This is a genomic window from Rahnella sp. PD12R, assembly GCF_019200965.1.
In the GTDB taxonomy this organism is placed as follows: Bacteria; Pseudomonadota; Gammaproteobacteria; order Enterobacterales; family Enterobacteriaceae; genus Rahnella; species Rahnella laticis.
This window is the reverse complement of record NZ_JAHTMS010000002.1, coordinates 100278-115484: the sequence shown is the minus strand read 5'-3', so window position 1 is coordinate 115484 and position 15207 is coordinate 100278. Positions and strand designations below refer to the sequence as shown.

General features: G+C 55.5%; 12 protein-coding genes. 2 read left to right on the top strand and 10 right to left on the bottom strand.

Translation table 11 applies throughout. From position 1 onward, the window contains the following. Positions 1-526: 526 nt before the first annotated feature. The 6 genes from KWG64_RS04540 to KWG64_RS04515 form a co-directional block, all read right to left on the bottom strand. Entirely contained in the window at positions 527-1624 is a 1098-nt protein-coding gene (locus tag KWG64_RS04540) for an iron-containing alcohol dehydrogenase family protein (RefSeq protein WP_218521072.1), read from the bottom strand. Between the two features lie 74 nt (positions 1625-1698). Continuing rightward, positions 1699-2547: a MurR/RpiR family transcriptional regulator gene (locus KWG64_RS04535; RefSeq protein ID WP_218521071.1), complete on the bottom strand. Its 849-nt coding sequence runs from the start codon at positions 2545-2547 to the stop codon at positions 1699-1701. A gap of 3 nt (positions 2548-2550) precedes the next feature. Next, complete coding sequence (locus KWG64_RS04530; RefSeq protein WP_218521371.1) at positions 2551-3870, bottom strand: MFS transporter; 1320 nt, start codon at positions 3868-3870, stop codon at positions 2551-2553. A gap of 209 nt (positions 3871-4079) precedes the next feature. Further along, a complete protein-coding gene (locus KWG64_RS04525; RefSeq protein WP_218521070.1) occupies positions 4080-4418 on the bottom strand; it encodes a hypothetical protein in 339 nt (112 codons plus the stop codon). A 116-nt stretch (positions 4419-4534) separates the two neighbouring features. Further along, positions 4535-5299 carry a siderophore-iron reductase FhuF gene (gene fhuF / locus KWG64_RS04520; protein WP_218521069.1) on the bottom strand — a complete coding sequence of 255 codons (765 nt, stop codon included), beginning with the start codon at positions 5297-5299 and terminating at the stop codon, positions 4535-4537. 138 nt (positions 5300-5437) lie between these two features. Continuing rightward, a complete protein-coding gene (locus KWG64_RS04515; protein WP_218521068.1) occupies positions 5438-6346 on the bottom strand; it encodes a dihydrodipicolinate synthase family protein in 909 nt (302 codons plus the stop codon). Here KWG64_RS04515 and KWG64_RS04510 point away from each other — a divergent pair. Continuing rightward, positions 6326-6835 (top strand): hypothetical protein, encoded by a 510-nt coding sequence (locus KWG64_RS04510; RefSeq protein WP_218521067.1) that lies wholly within the window; start codon positions 6326-6328, stop codon positions 6833-6835. The two genes, KWG64_RS04515 and KWG64_RS04510, sit on opposite strands and share 21 nt — an antisense overlap. Before the next feature lie 335 nt (positions 6836-7170). Here the strand turns inward: KWG64_RS04510 and KWG64_RS04505 are convergent, their stop codons facing one another. The 4 genes from KWG64_RS04505 to KWG64_RS04490 all read right to left on the bottom strand — a co-directional run bounded on the left by KWG64_RS04505 (position 7171) and on the right by KWG64_RS04490 (position 13457). Beyond that, on the bottom strand, positions 7171-8778 hold the full coding sequence (locus tag KWG64_RS04505; protein ID WP_218521066.1) for a gamma-glutamyltransferase family protein: 1608 nt from the start codon (positions 8776-8778) through the stop codon (positions 7171-7173). Between the two features lie 791 nt (positions 8779-9569). Beyond that, on the bottom strand, positions 9570-11654 hold the full coding sequence (locus tag KWG64_RS04500) for an EAL domain-containing protein (RefSeq protein ID WP_195815822.1): 2085 nt from the start codon (positions 11652-11654) through the stop codon (positions 9570-9572). Positions 11655-12005: 351 nt separating this feature from the next. After that, positions 12006-12239: a hypothetical protein gene (locus KWG64_RS04495; protein ID WP_218521065.1), complete on the bottom strand. Its 234-nt coding sequence runs from the start codon at positions 12237-12239 to the stop codon at positions 12006-12008. Positions 12240-12434: 195 nt separating this feature from the next. Further along, entirely contained in the window at positions 12435-13457 is a 1023-nt protein-coding gene (locus tag KWG64_RS04490) for a LacI family DNA-binding transcriptional regulator (protein WP_218521064.1), read from the bottom strand. A gap of 260 nt (positions 13458-13717) precedes the next feature. Here KWG64_RS04490 and ascF point away from each other — a divergent pair, with 260 nt between their 5' ends. Further along, the gene (gene ascF / locus KWG64_RS04485; protein WP_218521063.1) at positions 13718-15193 is read left to right on the top strand and encodes a PTS cellobiose/arbutin/salicin transporter subunit IIBC; all 1476 of its coding nucleotides are present in this window, start codon (positions 13718-13720) and stop codon (positions 15191-15193) included. Positions 15194-15207 lie beyond the last annotated feature (14 nt).

Sequence of the window (15207 nt, the reverse complement as noted above, 5' to 3'; positions counted from 1 at the left end):
CTCTTTAACTGCGCGCTGCCGCTCGCTGGCTATGTTTCAGCAACTCCGGCTAGTGCCGCAAACGGCGCCGCTGCGCGGTACTTTCGCTTCGGGTTCGAACCTGCTCGAAAAAAGACTCTCGCCGTTTCTCACCGCTCACTCAACGCCGTTTTGAAAGCGGCCACAGACTTTCTAGTTCACAACCTCACTGCTTATTGTTATCCAAAATGCAGTTGAATTTAGATAATCCTCCGGCCGCTTTCAGAAAGCTTGCTGAATGAGTGTTTCGAGACCGAAAGGCTCGAAGACCGAAATGAAGGTACCGCGCAGCGGCAAGTTTTCGCGGCAATAGTTGCGGCTGCTGAAACATAGCCAGCCAGCGACAGCGCGTGTTGTAAAAAGACGCGGAGAGTCCAGAGAGGGCCCGTCCTGGCCCTCTCTGGTCGGTTTCGGCGCCAGCCGCTGAGTGATAGCTGTTATTGAAAAACCGAAATATTCTCGATCCAGCCCTCACGGCGAGTGAGAAACCAAAATTTACTCGATCCCGTCAAAAACGAAGTCCCGTTTGGGCGGCGAGCCCTTCCACTCTCTCAATTGCACTTCTCACATCTGCGAAACAGACATCCCCCGGCATGTTGGCCATATCCGGCGTACTTAGGCTGCGGTCGATAATCACTGCCAGATCCTGCTCTGTCAGGCCTTCAGCGATGTGCGAAAGCTGCGTCGGGATTGCGCTGGCACGCGCAAGAGCTAACGCTATGTGCAGCTCTTCATCGCTGCGGCCTTCGAGTGCCAGCAGGCACAGATTCCCGTAGCCGACCAGCAAACCGTGGGCGACGTGGCGGGTTTTGGCGCAGGCGGTGAAGCCTTCGTATAACGCGTGGGACGCGCCGGTGTGTGCGCCGTTGCTCATAATGGATGTCAGTCCGGCGTAGAGGAAAATCGCATCGAGAACCTGTTCGAGCGCGTTGTTGGCTTTGCCGTCCTGCACCGCGAAACAGGCGTCGGCGGCGAAGTGTTCGATGAGCGTATAGCAAAGTTCACTGTTGGTTCTTGCAACACCGGCAAGGCCGGTGAGCTGGTTCAGGTCACTGATGGCTCGATATTCGTACCATTTTGCCAGCGTGTCGCCGATACCGGCTGAGAGCCACGCCAGCGGAGAAGCTGCGAGCAAATCAGCGTCGATCACCGCCGCCGCCGGGCCGCAGGGGAGCGGAACCATGTCGCGGAACTCGCCGTCCTCATGATAACGAAACGCCAGCGAGGTGACGGCGGAGCAGGTACCCGCGATGCTCGGCAATGTGACGACCGGAATATTGCAGGCGACGCCCGCCGCTTTGGCGGTATCCAGCGCCTTTCCGCCGCCGGTGGCGATAATCACTTCAACGCCCTGCGTGCGGAAAACGTCCGCCAGCCGGTTGATTTCCTGCTGGCAACATTCGCCGTTGAAGATTTCACTGCCGAGATAACTGACCACCTGTTGTTCGAGCTGATCGGCGACTTTGGCTTCCACGCTGGCAATCGCCCGTTTACCGCCAACCAATAACGCCCGCTGGCCGAGACGTCCGCACATTGCGCCTAAATGTTTAATCGCTCCGCGTCCGCGAAGCACGCTGGCAGGAAAAACCAAACGGTGGGTGAACATGGCTGCCCTCAGATAAACGCATAAAACGAAGTGTTTTATGAAGTATAGAAGGCGCGTTGTGAAGTGCCGGAATATCAGCGGCGGCGCTGGCGCACGGCGTCGTGGGTTTTGCGTAAGGCGTCCCGCGCACCTGGAAAACGCTGCGCAACGCCAATATACAGGCAATCGATAATCAGCAACTGGCTGGTGCGGCTCGCCATCGCGGCGGCGCGAAAACCCAGTTCGCGGCTGCTGGTGAGCAGCACAATATCGGCTTTGCGCGCCAGCGGTGACCGGCCACTGGCGGTGATAGCGAGCGTTGCCGCACCGGTGTTTTTCGCGTGCAGGAGTGCGTCCAGCACGCCCGCCGTTTCGCCGGAATGGGAAATCGCCAGCGCGACATCCGCGGACGTTAACTGACAGGCGCTGACCAGGCTTTCATCGGTGCTGCCGAACGTCTGAGCGACAAAGCCGATGCGGCGCAGTTTCTGGCAAAAATCCTGTGCCACCAGCGAAGACGCGCCTGCGCCGTAGACGTCAATCCGACGCGCCTGAGCCAGCGCCGCAACGGCTTGTTCCAGCGATTCGCCTTTCAGCAACTGCGCCGTGGCTGTCGCGCCTTCCACCTCAAACGCCAGCAATTTATGCAGGATTTGTTTCGGGGAGTCGGCTTCATTAATGTCTGCCGCCAGCGGCGATTCTTCGTGCGGCAGCGCAAGGGGCAATTCTGCCGCCAGCGCCAGCCGCAGCGCGGGATACCCCTCAAACCCTAACCGTTTGCTGGTTCGCACCACCGTGGCGGTGCTGGTTTCGGCAAGCTTCGCCAGTGCGGTGACGCTCAGTTTCGCGACCTCCGGCGGGCTCAGCATGATAAGCGTAATAATCCGCTTTTCAGCCGGTGAAAAGCTGCCCTGCAAAGCCTGTAAGCGCGATTGCAGATTCATCGGTTATTTTTCCAGTTCGCGAAGATGGTCGTCTTTGCGCAGCGTCATCAGCGCAAACAAACTGACCACGCAGGTTGCCACCACGTAGTACGCCGGAATATCCAGATTCCCGGTTTCTTTAATCAGGCCGGTGATAATCAGCCCTGCGCAGCCGGAGAAGACGGCATTTAACAGCGAATACGACAGCCCGAGACCGGTATAGCGCACGCGGGTGGGGAACATTTCCGCCAGCATTGCCGGGCCGGGGCCTGCAATCATGCCGATGGTTGCACCGGCAATCAGCACGGCGACGCCTTTTGCCAGCAGGCTGCTGTCCGGGTTTTGCAGCAGATGCAGCAGCGGGAAACTGAGAATAATCACCGCCAGCACGGCGATCATCATCACTTTTTTGCGGCCGATTTTGTCACTCAGCCAGCCCGAGGGGAGGATCGCAATCGCGAAACCGACGTTCGCCAGCACGGTCGCGATCAGCGCCTGTAAAAACGTGGCGTGAAGCGAGGTTTGCAGATAAGACGGCATCACTACCAGGAAGGTGTAACCGCCCGCCGACCAGCCCATCATGCGGCCAATCCCCAGCGCGATAGCTTTGGCGGTCGCCAGCGTTGAGGCTTTTTCTTCCGCCGTGCGCGGCGCGTTTTTTTCCGGTTTCTGGCTGGCAATAAAGGTCGGCGTCTCGTCGAGTTTCAGACGCAGATAAAGCGCCACCAGCCCCATCGGCAGCGCCAGCAGGAACGGAATGCGCCAGCCCCAGGCTTTCATTTCAGCTTCCGGCAGCCACTGCACCAGAATAGCCACCAGCGCCACACCGGTCAGCAGGCCGAGTGACACGGTGAACGACTGCCACGCGCCGTAAATCCCGCGTTTACCTTTCGGGGCGAATTCCGTCATCAGCGAAACCGCGCCGCCAAATTCACCGCCTGCAAACAGGCCCTGGAACATGCGCATCAGCGTCAGTAACAGCGGCGCGGCGACGCCAATTTGTGCGTAAGTCGGCAGGATACCGATGATGGCGGTGGCGATCGTCATCAGCAATACCACGGCAATCAGCGTGGGCTTACGGCCAATGCGGTCGCCGATGCGGCCAAAAATAATGGCGCCAATCGGGCGGCAGAAAAAGGCCAGCGCGAACGATGCATACGTCAGAAGTAAGCCGGTCATGCCGGTCTGGCCTTCGAGGGTGAAAAAGTTCCCGGCGATCAGTGTCGCCAGATAGCCGTAAACGCCAAATTCGTACCATTCGATAAAGTTGCCCACCGAACCGGCGATTAACGCGCGGCGTGACTGGCTGGCAGAGGCAGGGGAAAGCTGTCCGGTGCGGGTCATCATTAACCTCATAAAAGGAAAAAACGGTGGGAATAGAATGTAAATAATTTTCTAAATTCAGGTGATTATTATGTCAATAATTTTCATGTATTGAACAAAATAAAAGCGAAATCTGTGGGGTAAGGCAGATTTTTTGGCAGAAACGGCAGAGTTCAGGGCATAAAAAAGGCTGCGCCCGTGAAGGTGCAGCCTGTTTAAAGAAGAGGGCGTTACAGCGTGTGGATATCGATACCGTCGCCGATATTACTTTTCTGGTAATAAGCCCGCGGGACTTCTACCTGATACTGTTTGTCGGCGTAGGCGACTTCCAGAATAAAACGTTCGTTTTCATAAGATTCCACCGGAATAAATCCGAAGAACCCTTCCGTTACGCTGATGGTGCGGGTAGACGGAATCGCATAACGATGAACAATCCTTGCTCTGAGCGGCTGCTGTTTGCCGGTTAACGTGTTCCATACGCGGTTAACGGGTTGCGCCAGAGTATCTATCACCTCTGAGGCCAGCGAGTTAAGAGCGGATGGCCAGCTCTTAGGTTTTTTCATTGTCATGATGAATGCCTCGTTGGTCTATATAACGTAATTCTTATAATTATATGAGACTAAGATCCAATCATTTTTTACGCTTAACTTATTACCGTTTGGTAAGTGGCTGGCGCATCAGCAAATTACTCCGCGACGGTTTTGCGTCTTTTGCCGGATTTACGCTCTGCTAGCAATAACGGGCAGGAAGGGCACATTGCGTGGTCTTCCAGATCGTAACGCAGGCAGCACTGTTTACGGTATTGCGGGCTGTCGGGATCCGCGGGGTTTTCTGCGCGCATCGGCTGAAACAACGGATTTTTGCCACCGTAACGCAGCTCGCGCGATTCCATCAGCGTCATGCCGTCAGAAATATCAGCATCAACCAGTTCGGCCTGTTTCACACCCCAGCCGACGCGGATGGCCGCATTGCTCCAGTAAATGCCCGGTTTCAGGCCGGAGAATTCTGCCAGTGCTTCGCAAATCGGGCGCAGCTGCTGTTCGATCATCATGTCAAACCGCGCCATCGGTTCCTGTGAAATCAGCGCTTCGCCTTCGCCATCCAGATAAATCTGCGCCGGTAAGCCTTCTTCCTGCATACACAGGTAGACATTTTCAGCGGCGATCGGCAGTTGCCAGCCGTGGCGCAAGGACACTATCACCCAGCTTGGCAGCAGGGTGGCGAAATACCATTGTGACCACATCGAAATGCGCGCGCGGCGTTTGTCGCACTGCGCGGCGTCAGCGGCATTGGCATCCAGATAGCGTTTCAGCACGAGGCCACAGCCCTCGGCGGTGGTCAGCTGTGACATCGGCATCGCGTTGGTGACCAGCGGCGTCAGCGGCTTAAATGTATCGGCTACCCAGCTCACGGGCGTATCGCGGAAACTGTCGAGAAGTGTTTGCATCATGACGTTATGAAAGAGATTCGGTTCGGTAAATCATGCGGATAGAGTAGCGAATATTAAAGCGGAATAGTAATGATTTCGATTTAGATCTGTCAGGCATTTTCCTCCCTCGTTGCGGAGGGAGGATGGCGGGGCGTGCAATCAGTGCAGGACGCCTGCCTGCCGGAGGATTTCACGTACGATCTTCTGTTTATCATTACTCAGCGGCAACGCCGGTTTAAGCGAATAAACAGGTACGTCGATACCGACCTGCGAGATGGCGTATTTGATGACGTTGTAAATCGGCGTATCCAGCGAATACAACGGCGGCAGGAACGACAGGCGCTGTTGCAGTTCAATGGCGGTGGCGAAATCTTTCTCTCTGAACGCGCGGTAAATGCCGCAGGTGAGCTGTGGTGCAAAGTTCGCGCTGGCGGGAATGGCGCCATCACCGCCAAGGATCAGCGTGCCGAAAAGATATTCGTCATAGCCGGAGAATACCGCGAAATCCGGGCGCACCGGTTTCACCGCCGCCAGCGTTTCGCGGATATGGTTCAGGCTGTCGACGGTATCTTTCAGGCCGACAATATTCGGGCAATCCAGCGCCAGGCGTTTAATCAGACTCACGGGAATCGGCTGACCGGTCAGCCCCGGATAGTTGTACATCACCACTGGCAGCCCGGCGTTTTCGGCAATGGTTTTGTAATGCAGATACAGCGCTTCTTCCGTGATCGGGTTGTAATACGGATTCACCACCACCACGCCGTCCGCGCCGACACTTCTGGCGTGCCGGGCAAACGCCAGCGTTTCCGCTGTGCCGGGATGCGCTGCGCCAATCAGCACCGGTACACGTCCGGCGACGTGTTTCGTACAAAATTCGGCGACTTCATACCGCAGTTCGCGGGACATATGCGCAAATTCCCCCGCGCTGCCGAGGAAAAACAGCCCGTTAACGCCGCCTTCAATGGCGAAATCAATCAGACGCGCCATTCCCTGGCGATCAAGCTGCTCATTCTCATTCAGGATGGTAGAAACCGGCGGGATCACGCCATGAAACAGTGGACGGCTCATAGATTTGTTCTCCATATGAAAGTGCGACAAACTCAACACTCCATTTATAGAACGGTGTTTCAAATTTTTAAACGACCTGCGTCGAATTACATTTTTTTAGGTGAAATTTGGAAGGGGTGTCACAGAGGAGGTGGGATCAAAGGGGAAATTCAACTTCAACTTCAACTTCCAGGTCGTGGGCGTCGGCCCACACCGCTAAAACCTTGGGTTGCCACCCAAACTGGCTTCAAGGAGCGCCTATCGCCGCGCCCCTTGAAAATCCCGGGCTCTTTCACTGCGCGCTATCGCTTGCTGGCTATGTTTCAGCAGCCACATCTATTGCCGCAAAATCCCGCCGCTGCGCGGTTCCCTTCACTCGGGTTACAAACCGCGCGAACAGATACGCGGTTTTCCACCTCTCGCTTCGGCGTGATTTTTGAAAGCGGCCAATGGCTGTTAGTTCACAACCTGGCCATACCATTCATTATTTTGAAAAACGAAGAAGCATGAATATCGATTCTCTTGAATGGTGGGATGGCGCGCTCAGAAATTTTGCTGACCGAGGGTTCGAGACCGCAAGGCTCGAAGCCCGTAGGGAAGGTACCGCGCAGCGGCGATATTTCGCGCCACCCGCGGATGTGGCGGAACATGTCCATCGTCCCAGCGATAGCGCGCAGTAAAAGAGCCCGGGGGTCTTGGGGGCGGCGGCGATATGCCGCCCCCAAGTCGGTGTGGGCCGACGCCCACGACCTTGACGTCGATTTTGACCTGAGGACCGTTTGGGTGGCAACCCAAGGTGTTGACTTATATGAGCCCCTCACGGTAAGTGAAAAACCGAAAATTTCTCACATCACCAATGCCTGGCCGTCTTTCCTTGATTCCGTCCCCGCCAGATACCCGCCCGCCGGATTCACCACAATCACCTGCGCGCCGCCGAACGAATGGCCGCCAAGCGGATCTTCGACAATCAGCTCATGCCCCATTGCGCGCAGTGCCGCCAGCGTATTGTGGTCATAAGTGGCTTCCATCGCGACCTGACGGCCACCGTCAATCCGCCAGCGCGGCGCATCAATGGCGGCCTGCGGATTCTGTTTGTACAGCATAATGCGCAGCGCCAGTTGCAAATGCCCCTGCGCCTGCATCGGGCCGCCCATCAGGCCGAAGGACATCAGCGGTTTGCCTTCGCCGTCCTGCGCAAACGCCGGAATAATGGTGTGCAGCGTGCGCTTATTGGGCGCGACGCAGTTGGCATGCTGTGGATCGAGCGTGAAGCCGCAACCCCGGTTTTGCATACTGATACCGGTTCCCGGTACGACAACGCCGGAACCGAAACCCATGTAGTTGGACTGAATAAACGACACCATCATGCCACTGGAATCGGCGGCGGTGAGGTAAACCGTGCCGCCCGGACGCGGTGCGCCGTAGGTCACGTCGCTGGCTTTCGTGCGGTCAATCAGGCGCGCACGTGCTTCCAGATACGCATCGTTCAGGAACAGTTGCGGGTCGAACTGCATATGGTCGTTGTCGGTGACGTGCTGATCCAAATCGGCCAGCGCCAGTTTCATTGCTTCGATGCACAGATGCGTGGTTTCGACGGAATCCACCGGTTTATCGCCGATATTAAGCTTGCCGAGAATGCCCAGCGCAATCAGCGTGGCGATGCCCTGACCGTTTGGCGGCAGTTCGTGAACCGAACCGCCCGCGAAGGTTTGTTGCAGGGTTTCCACCCAGTCGGCTTTGTGATTTGCGAGGTCATCGTGCGTCATCGCACCACCACACTCCCGGCTGTGGGCGATCATTTTATCGGCCAGTTCGCCGCGGTAGAACGCTTCGCCTTCGGTTCTGGCGATCAGCTCCAGCGTGTCGGCCAGCTGAGGATTACGGAAGAATTCGCCGGTTTTAGGCGCACGGCCTTCAGGCGCGAAACACTCGCTGAAACCCGGCTGGTTGCTCAATTTTTTCACCGCGATTTCCCACAGGCGGCTAATCAGCGGCGACACCGGGAAACCGTTGCGGGCGTAATCGATCGCCGGTTGTGCCAGCGTAGTCAGCGGCAGGGTACCAAAACGTTTTGCCACCGCCACCCAGCCGGAGACTGCGCCGGGCACGGTGACGGCGTCCCAGCCATAGGTCGGCACGGCTTCATGGCCTTTGGAGGCGAAATATTCAGGAGTCCACGCCGCCGGTGAGCGGCCCGAGGCGTTCAGACCGTGGGCTTTCTTACCGTCCCAGATAATCGCAAAAGCGTCGCTGCCCACGCCGTTACCGCTGGGTTCCAGCACGGTCAGCGCGATGGCGGTGGCGATGGCCGCATCGGCCGCGTTTCCGCCGAGCATCAGCATTTTCATCCCGGCCTGCGCCGCCAGCGGTTGGGAAGCGCAGACCGCGTTGGTCCCCATCATCGTCGGGCGCAGGGTAGGGTAAGCGACGTTAAAATCGTAATTCTCAGACATCTTTATTCCTTAAGAAGCGGTGAATGCATTACGCCCTCGCGGCGCCAGCATTTTTGAACTCATTCAGACATTTGGAACATTCGGGAATGTCTTTGTCAAATTCAAAAAATGGGATGCGTTTGCCAGCACGGGTCAAGACCTTGGGTTGCCACCCAAACCGGCCTTAAGGAGCGCCTGTCGCCGCGCCCCTTAAGAATCCCGGGCTCTTTCACTGCGCGCTGTCGCTCGCTGGCACTGTTTCAGCAACGCCGGTTATTGCCGCAAAATCCCGCCGCTGCGCGGTGCCCTTCACTCGGGTTACAAACCGCGCGAAAAGATACGCGGTTTTCCACCTCTCGCTTTGGCGTGATTTTTGAAAGCGGCCAATAACTTTCTAATTCGCAACCTCACCACTAATTGTTATTCAAAATGCCTTTGAATTTAGATAAGCCTCCGGCCGCTTTCAGAAAGCTTGCCGAGCGAAGCGTTTCGAGACCTATGGCTCGAAACCGAGTAAGGGAACCGCGTAGCGGCAAGTTTTCGCGGCAATAGCAGCGGCATCTGGAACATAGCCAGCGAGCGAAAGCGCGCAGTAAAAAAAGACGCGGAGATTCCAAAGAGGGCTCGTCATAGCCCTCTTTGGTCGGTTTCGGCGCAGCGAGTTATGTGAACGCTGCAACTGAGAAACCGAAATATTCTCGGTCAGATGTCAGCCCTCACGGCCAGTGAAAAGTTAATCGCCAGAATTAGCCCAATAATGAAACCCTTATCCCCCGATTACTCCCCCCGCAAATCGTGTCTAATACCTATCATCAGAGAGGTGTAAACCCGGTCAGGCGAGATTCTGAGGGCTGAGGCCGTCCAAAATAATATCCCTGGAACAAACTACACCCTTCTTCTTTCAGACGCCTGAACTGCTCGGGGGTTTCGACGCCTTCTGCGGTGGTCTGAATATCCAGACTGCGGCTCATGCCGGTGATGGCGCGGATGATCGCCAGCGCTTCGCGGCTGTCCTGCATATCGTTGATGAACGACCGGTCGATTTTGATTTTGTCGAACGGGAACGAGCGCAGATAGCTCAGCGACGAATAGCCGGTGCCGAAATCATCCAGCGCAATACGCACGCCCAGCGCCTTCAGTTTTCGCAGGGTATCGATATTGCCCAGCGTATTGTCGAGCAGAACGGACTCGGTGATTTCCACTTCCAGCCGTGACGGATCCAGCCCGGACGCTTCCAGTGCGGATTCCACCACAGAAACCAGTCCGCTGTTTTTGAACTGAATCGGTGAGAGGTTCACGGCGACGGTCTGCGAGCCGGTCCAGGTTGTGGCTTCGCGGCAGGCTTCGTGCAACGCAAAGGATCCAAGGCTGTGGATCAGGCCCGTTTCTTCGGCGATAGGGATGAAATCCACCGGCATAATCAGCCCGTTTTGCGGGTGATGCCAGCGCATCAGCGCCTCATAACCGATGACCGCATCGTGTTTGGCGTCGGTAATTGGCTGGTAGTAAAGACGCAGCTGATTGCAGGTAATCGCGTCGCGCAAGTCCATTTCGACCACGCGGCGTTTACGGGCGGCGGCGTCCATTTCAATACGGAAATCTTCGTACCGGTTGCGGCCATTACGTTTGGCTTCGTAGAGCGCCATATCCGCGCAACGCAGCAGCTGATCCGGCGTGTTCTCGATGGAATCCGCCAGCGCGATGCCGATACTCAGGCCGACCGAAAGCGAGTGACCGTCGATAATGACCGGCGGACGCACGGATTCTATCAGGCGTTTGGAAATCTGATGCGCAGCGGAGATATCTTTCAGGCCGGGCAGCACGACGGCAAACTCATCGCCACCGATACGCGCCAGGGTGTCGTCATCGCGCAGTGTCATCCGCAGACGTTTGGAAATCGCCCGCAGCAGCTCATCGCCGACCTGATGACCCAGCGCATCATTCACGTTTTTGAAGTTATCCAGATCCAGACACAACGTGGCAGTGTGGCTGTGCGTATAGCTGTCGCGCTGCAACGCTTCGTTAAGACGCTGGCTGAAAAGAATGCGGTTGGGCAGGCTGGTCAGATTATCGTGGTGCGCCATGTGGTGAATGCGCGCATGCGCGGCCTGCTGATCGGTCACGTCGTCAGCAATCATCATCACGTAGCTGGTTTGCGGATCGTGTCCGCGGATCACCGAACTGGTGGTTTGCAGCGTACGGTCGCCGATGGCCGTCAGCAGCTGTTGCTCGCTTTTATGCACACCTTCAGCGCGCAGACATTCGTCCGACTGCTTATTAATAAAGTTGCTGAGTCCGAATCCCATGCAATCCTGCGGGCGTTTGCCGAGCATTTTCTCGCGCGAAATTCCCAGCAGGCGTTCGGCCTGACGGTTCACCAGCAGAATTTCCCGCGAAACGGCATTTTCGACGATCACGGAAGAGGGAATATTTGCGATCACCGTGTTCAGAAATTGCGATAAAGAAGAGAGCTGTTCGCTGTTGGATTCGGCCAGTTCTTTGGCCTTCAGCAACTCTTTTTCAGTTTCACGTCTTTGCGTTACGTCACGGGTGATCTTGGCAAAACCAATGATTTCGCCGGCTTCGCGCAGGGCTTCAATAATGATGTGCGCCCAAAAACGTGAGCCATCTTTGCGCTGTCGCCAGCCCTCAGATTCATAGCGGCCCGTTGAACGCGCGGTCTCCAGACCGTGCTGCGGCCAGCCACTCTTTTTGTCTTCTTCCGTGTAAAAGCATGAAAAATGCTTCCCCACGACTTCTTCAGGCGTATAGCCTTTTGCCCGCTGCGCACCCGCATTCCAGTTCGCAATGGTGCCGTCCGGTGTCAGCATATAGATGGCGTAATCTTCTACGCGTTGGACCAGCAACCGATACAGTACATCAGAATCTTCGCTCATTTTTTTTGCCTGGTAGCCTGCCGTCTCTGCCCGGATTCCGTCCAAATCAGAGTGCGGCTAAATAGTGCGCCTGTCCCGACGCATTTTTGCTGTGATGTGCTCATGAAACGTTAGCATAAGATAATTCTTAGTTCGCCAAATTTTGCTTCTAACATGCTTAAAATTAAGCGTTTTTAGCTAAAAGATCGGACTTAAGTTAAATTGCACTTTTGAGTTTTAGTGACCAAATTCGTTATCGGCACGGCAGGAATGAAACTTTAGTGAAATGGCATAAAAAGCTAAGGGGAATATGAGGGGATCCAATGTGTTAAATAAACAGGCCGCAAATTATTGCGGCCTGTTAAATTTTGGTTACGGACGCTGCGGTTTGGGTTCGTGCTTCACCGGTGGTTTTGGCTTCGATTTATGATGAACCGGTGCAGGCTTAACCTGATGATGCGGTTTTTCATGTTTCACGACAGGCTTGTGAACTTTATGAACCGGCTGCGGTTGACTGACCGGCCCGCTGTGCGGACCTTCAGCGTAAGCACTCAGGCTGGCGGTCGCCAGCAACGCACACAGAACAACCATTCCTGACTTAATCATTGTATTCCTCGTTCCCGTTTTGACGGTGTTTTCTGATAACACACAGACTTTGCGGGGCAAACGGGAAAACGACAATTCGGATAAGGCTTAATAGAGGGGTTTTAACGGAAAATTTAAACTGCGTTTACGTAAAGCTGAGGGAAATGCAGGGCGCTTACGGTATTGCCTGTAAGCGCGCCGGAATATTCCCGTGAATTACTGCACAACTTTATAAGGCCCGTCGGTCACTGAATCGCGCAGAATAAGATCGGATGAAAATTTGTTCTGACCGGATAAATAACCGCCATCAAGCATGGCGATAATCTGGCTGATCACTTCGCTGACCATATCGCTCACCGGATCTTTCACGCTCGACAGTGCCGGAATAAGAAACGGTGCGGTCGGAATATTATCAAACCCGATCACTGAAACCTGCGCAGGCACGGCAATTCCGGCGGTGCTGAGCTGCTTCATTGCCCCAATCGCCATTTCGTCGTTACTGGTAAGCAGGGCGCTGAAAGGTTGCCCGGACGACAACAATGTTTTCACCGCCGCCGCACCGCTGGCCGGAGACCATTTTCCCTGCACGATCAGCGATTCCTTGACCGGCAAACCGGATGCCGCCAGCGCGTCGCGATAGCCGGAAAGCCGCTCAATAGCGGTCGGGGAATCCATCGAACCGGTGATAAACGCAATATCCCGATGTCCGCGTTCAATAAGCGCCTGAGTGGCGTTAAAACTCGATCCTTTGTGGTCGCAATAAATACAGTGGCTCTGATGTTTGCGTAATTTGCGGTTCACGACCATCACCGGTTTCTTATATTTATCGATGAGCAAATCCATTTCATCGACCGATAAAAAGCGCGGATAAATAATAATGCCGTCGCAGCGCAAATCGTGCAAAAACTGAATGGCGTCCTGTTCTTCTTCGGCGCTGTGTTTGCCATCCACCAGAATCAGCTGGCGTCCGTTAGCGTCGAGTTTTTTCGCGGCCTGAGAAATTAACTCGCTGAAATAATGCCCGTTATACAGCGTATTCGTCACCACCAGCCCGATGCACATCGATTTGCTGGTCGCCAGATTTCTTGCCAGTAAATTGGGCCGGTAACCCGCTTCCTCAATGGCTTTATAGACCTGATCTTTGGTTTCCTGGCTCACATAACCCTTGCCGGAAAGCACACGGGAAACCGTGGCTTTCGAGACGCCCGCTTTGGCTGCCACTTCCTGCATTGTCGACATCAGGCACCTTCTGGATGAGAAAAATTATTCGTCATTCTACACATTCCACGCGTCCTGAGACGATTTCACTGCGCAGGGAGATCGTCATCACAAAAATGAAACGGTGTTGTATTTATTTGTTGAAGTCAGAAGAAGAACTGAACATTCTCGTGTGAAACCGGTTACCTACTATTTCGGAAAAAGCCCGCTACGTTTCATAAAAAAGGCTTCCCGAAAAGATAATTATTCATAACCCTATGAATCCGAGAGAGTTATCACTCATGGCTAAGAATTTTGCATCAATTTCCAGGTCAATCGTCGATGCCATCGGCGGCGCGGGCAACGTGGTTGCGGTCACGCACTGCATGACGCGCCTGCGCTTCGTGCTGAACGACGAATCCGTCGTGGACGCGGCGACGCTGAAATCCATCACCGGCGTGATGGGCGTGGTGCGCAATGAAAAACAGTGTCAGGTGATCATCGGCAATAACGTGTCGCAGGCTTACGCCGAAGTGCTGAAACTGCTGCCGGAAGGTTTTGCGGCGGCCAGCGATGCCCCCGCCAAAAACAAAATTACGCTCAAACGGATTGGCGCAGGAATTCTCGATGCGCTGATTGGTACCATGTCGCCGCTGATCCCGGCGATTATCGGCGGTTCGATGGTCAAACTGCTGGCGATGATTCTGGATATGACCGGCGTGTTTGAAAAGGGCGCTTCCACGCTGGTGATCCTCAACACCATCGGCGACGGCGCGTTCTTCTTCCTGCCGGTGATGGTGGCCGCGTCGGCGGCGGTGAAATTCAAAACCAACATGTCGCTGGCGATTGCGATTGCCGGGATCCTGGTGCATCCGGCGTTTATCGACCTGATGGCGAAAGCCGCGCAGGGGCAGAAAGTCGAGTTCATCGGCATTTCCGTCACGGCGGTGAAATACACCTACACCGTGATCCCCGCGCTGTGCATGACGTGGCTGCTGTCCTACATCGAAAAATGGGTGGATCGCATTACGCCGGTCGTCACCAAAAACTTCCTCAAGCCGATGCTGATCATGCTGATTGCCGCACCGATCGCCATCGTGCTGATCGGGCCGCTGGGCATCTGGATTGGTACCGGTATTTCCGCCGTGGTGTATACCGTTCACAGCTATCTCGGCTGGCTGTCGGTGGCGATTATGGGCGCGGCCTGGCCGCTGCTGGTGATGACTGGCATGCACCGCGTGTTCACGCCAACCATTATTCAGACCATTGCGGAAACCGGAAAAGAAGGCATGGTGATGCCGTCTGAAATTGGCGCAAACCTGTCGCTGGGCGGTTCATCGCTGGCGGTGGCGTGGCGGACGAAAAACCCGGAACTGCGCCAGACCGCACTGGCGGCGGCGGCTTCCGCGATTGTGGCCGGGATTTCAGAACCTGCGCTATACGGCGTGGCGCTGCGGCTTAAACGTCCGCTCATCGCCTGCTTAATCAGCGGTTTTATCTGCGGCGGTATTGCCGGTTTAGGCGGCCTCGCCAGCCATTCGATGGCGTCGCCGGGGCTGTTTACCAGCGTCCAGTTCTTCGACCCGTCCAATCCGATGACAATTGTCTGGGTGGCGGGAGTCATGATCCTCGCGGTGGTGCTTTCGTTTGTCATCACCCTGTTACTCGGATTTGAAGATATTCCCGTGGAAACCGTGGCGCCGAAAGAGGGCAAAACGGCAGAGATCACAACGCCTGCGCCGTTGCCGGTGGCAGCCGACGCAGCGCGTTCACATTAAAGGAGACGTAATTC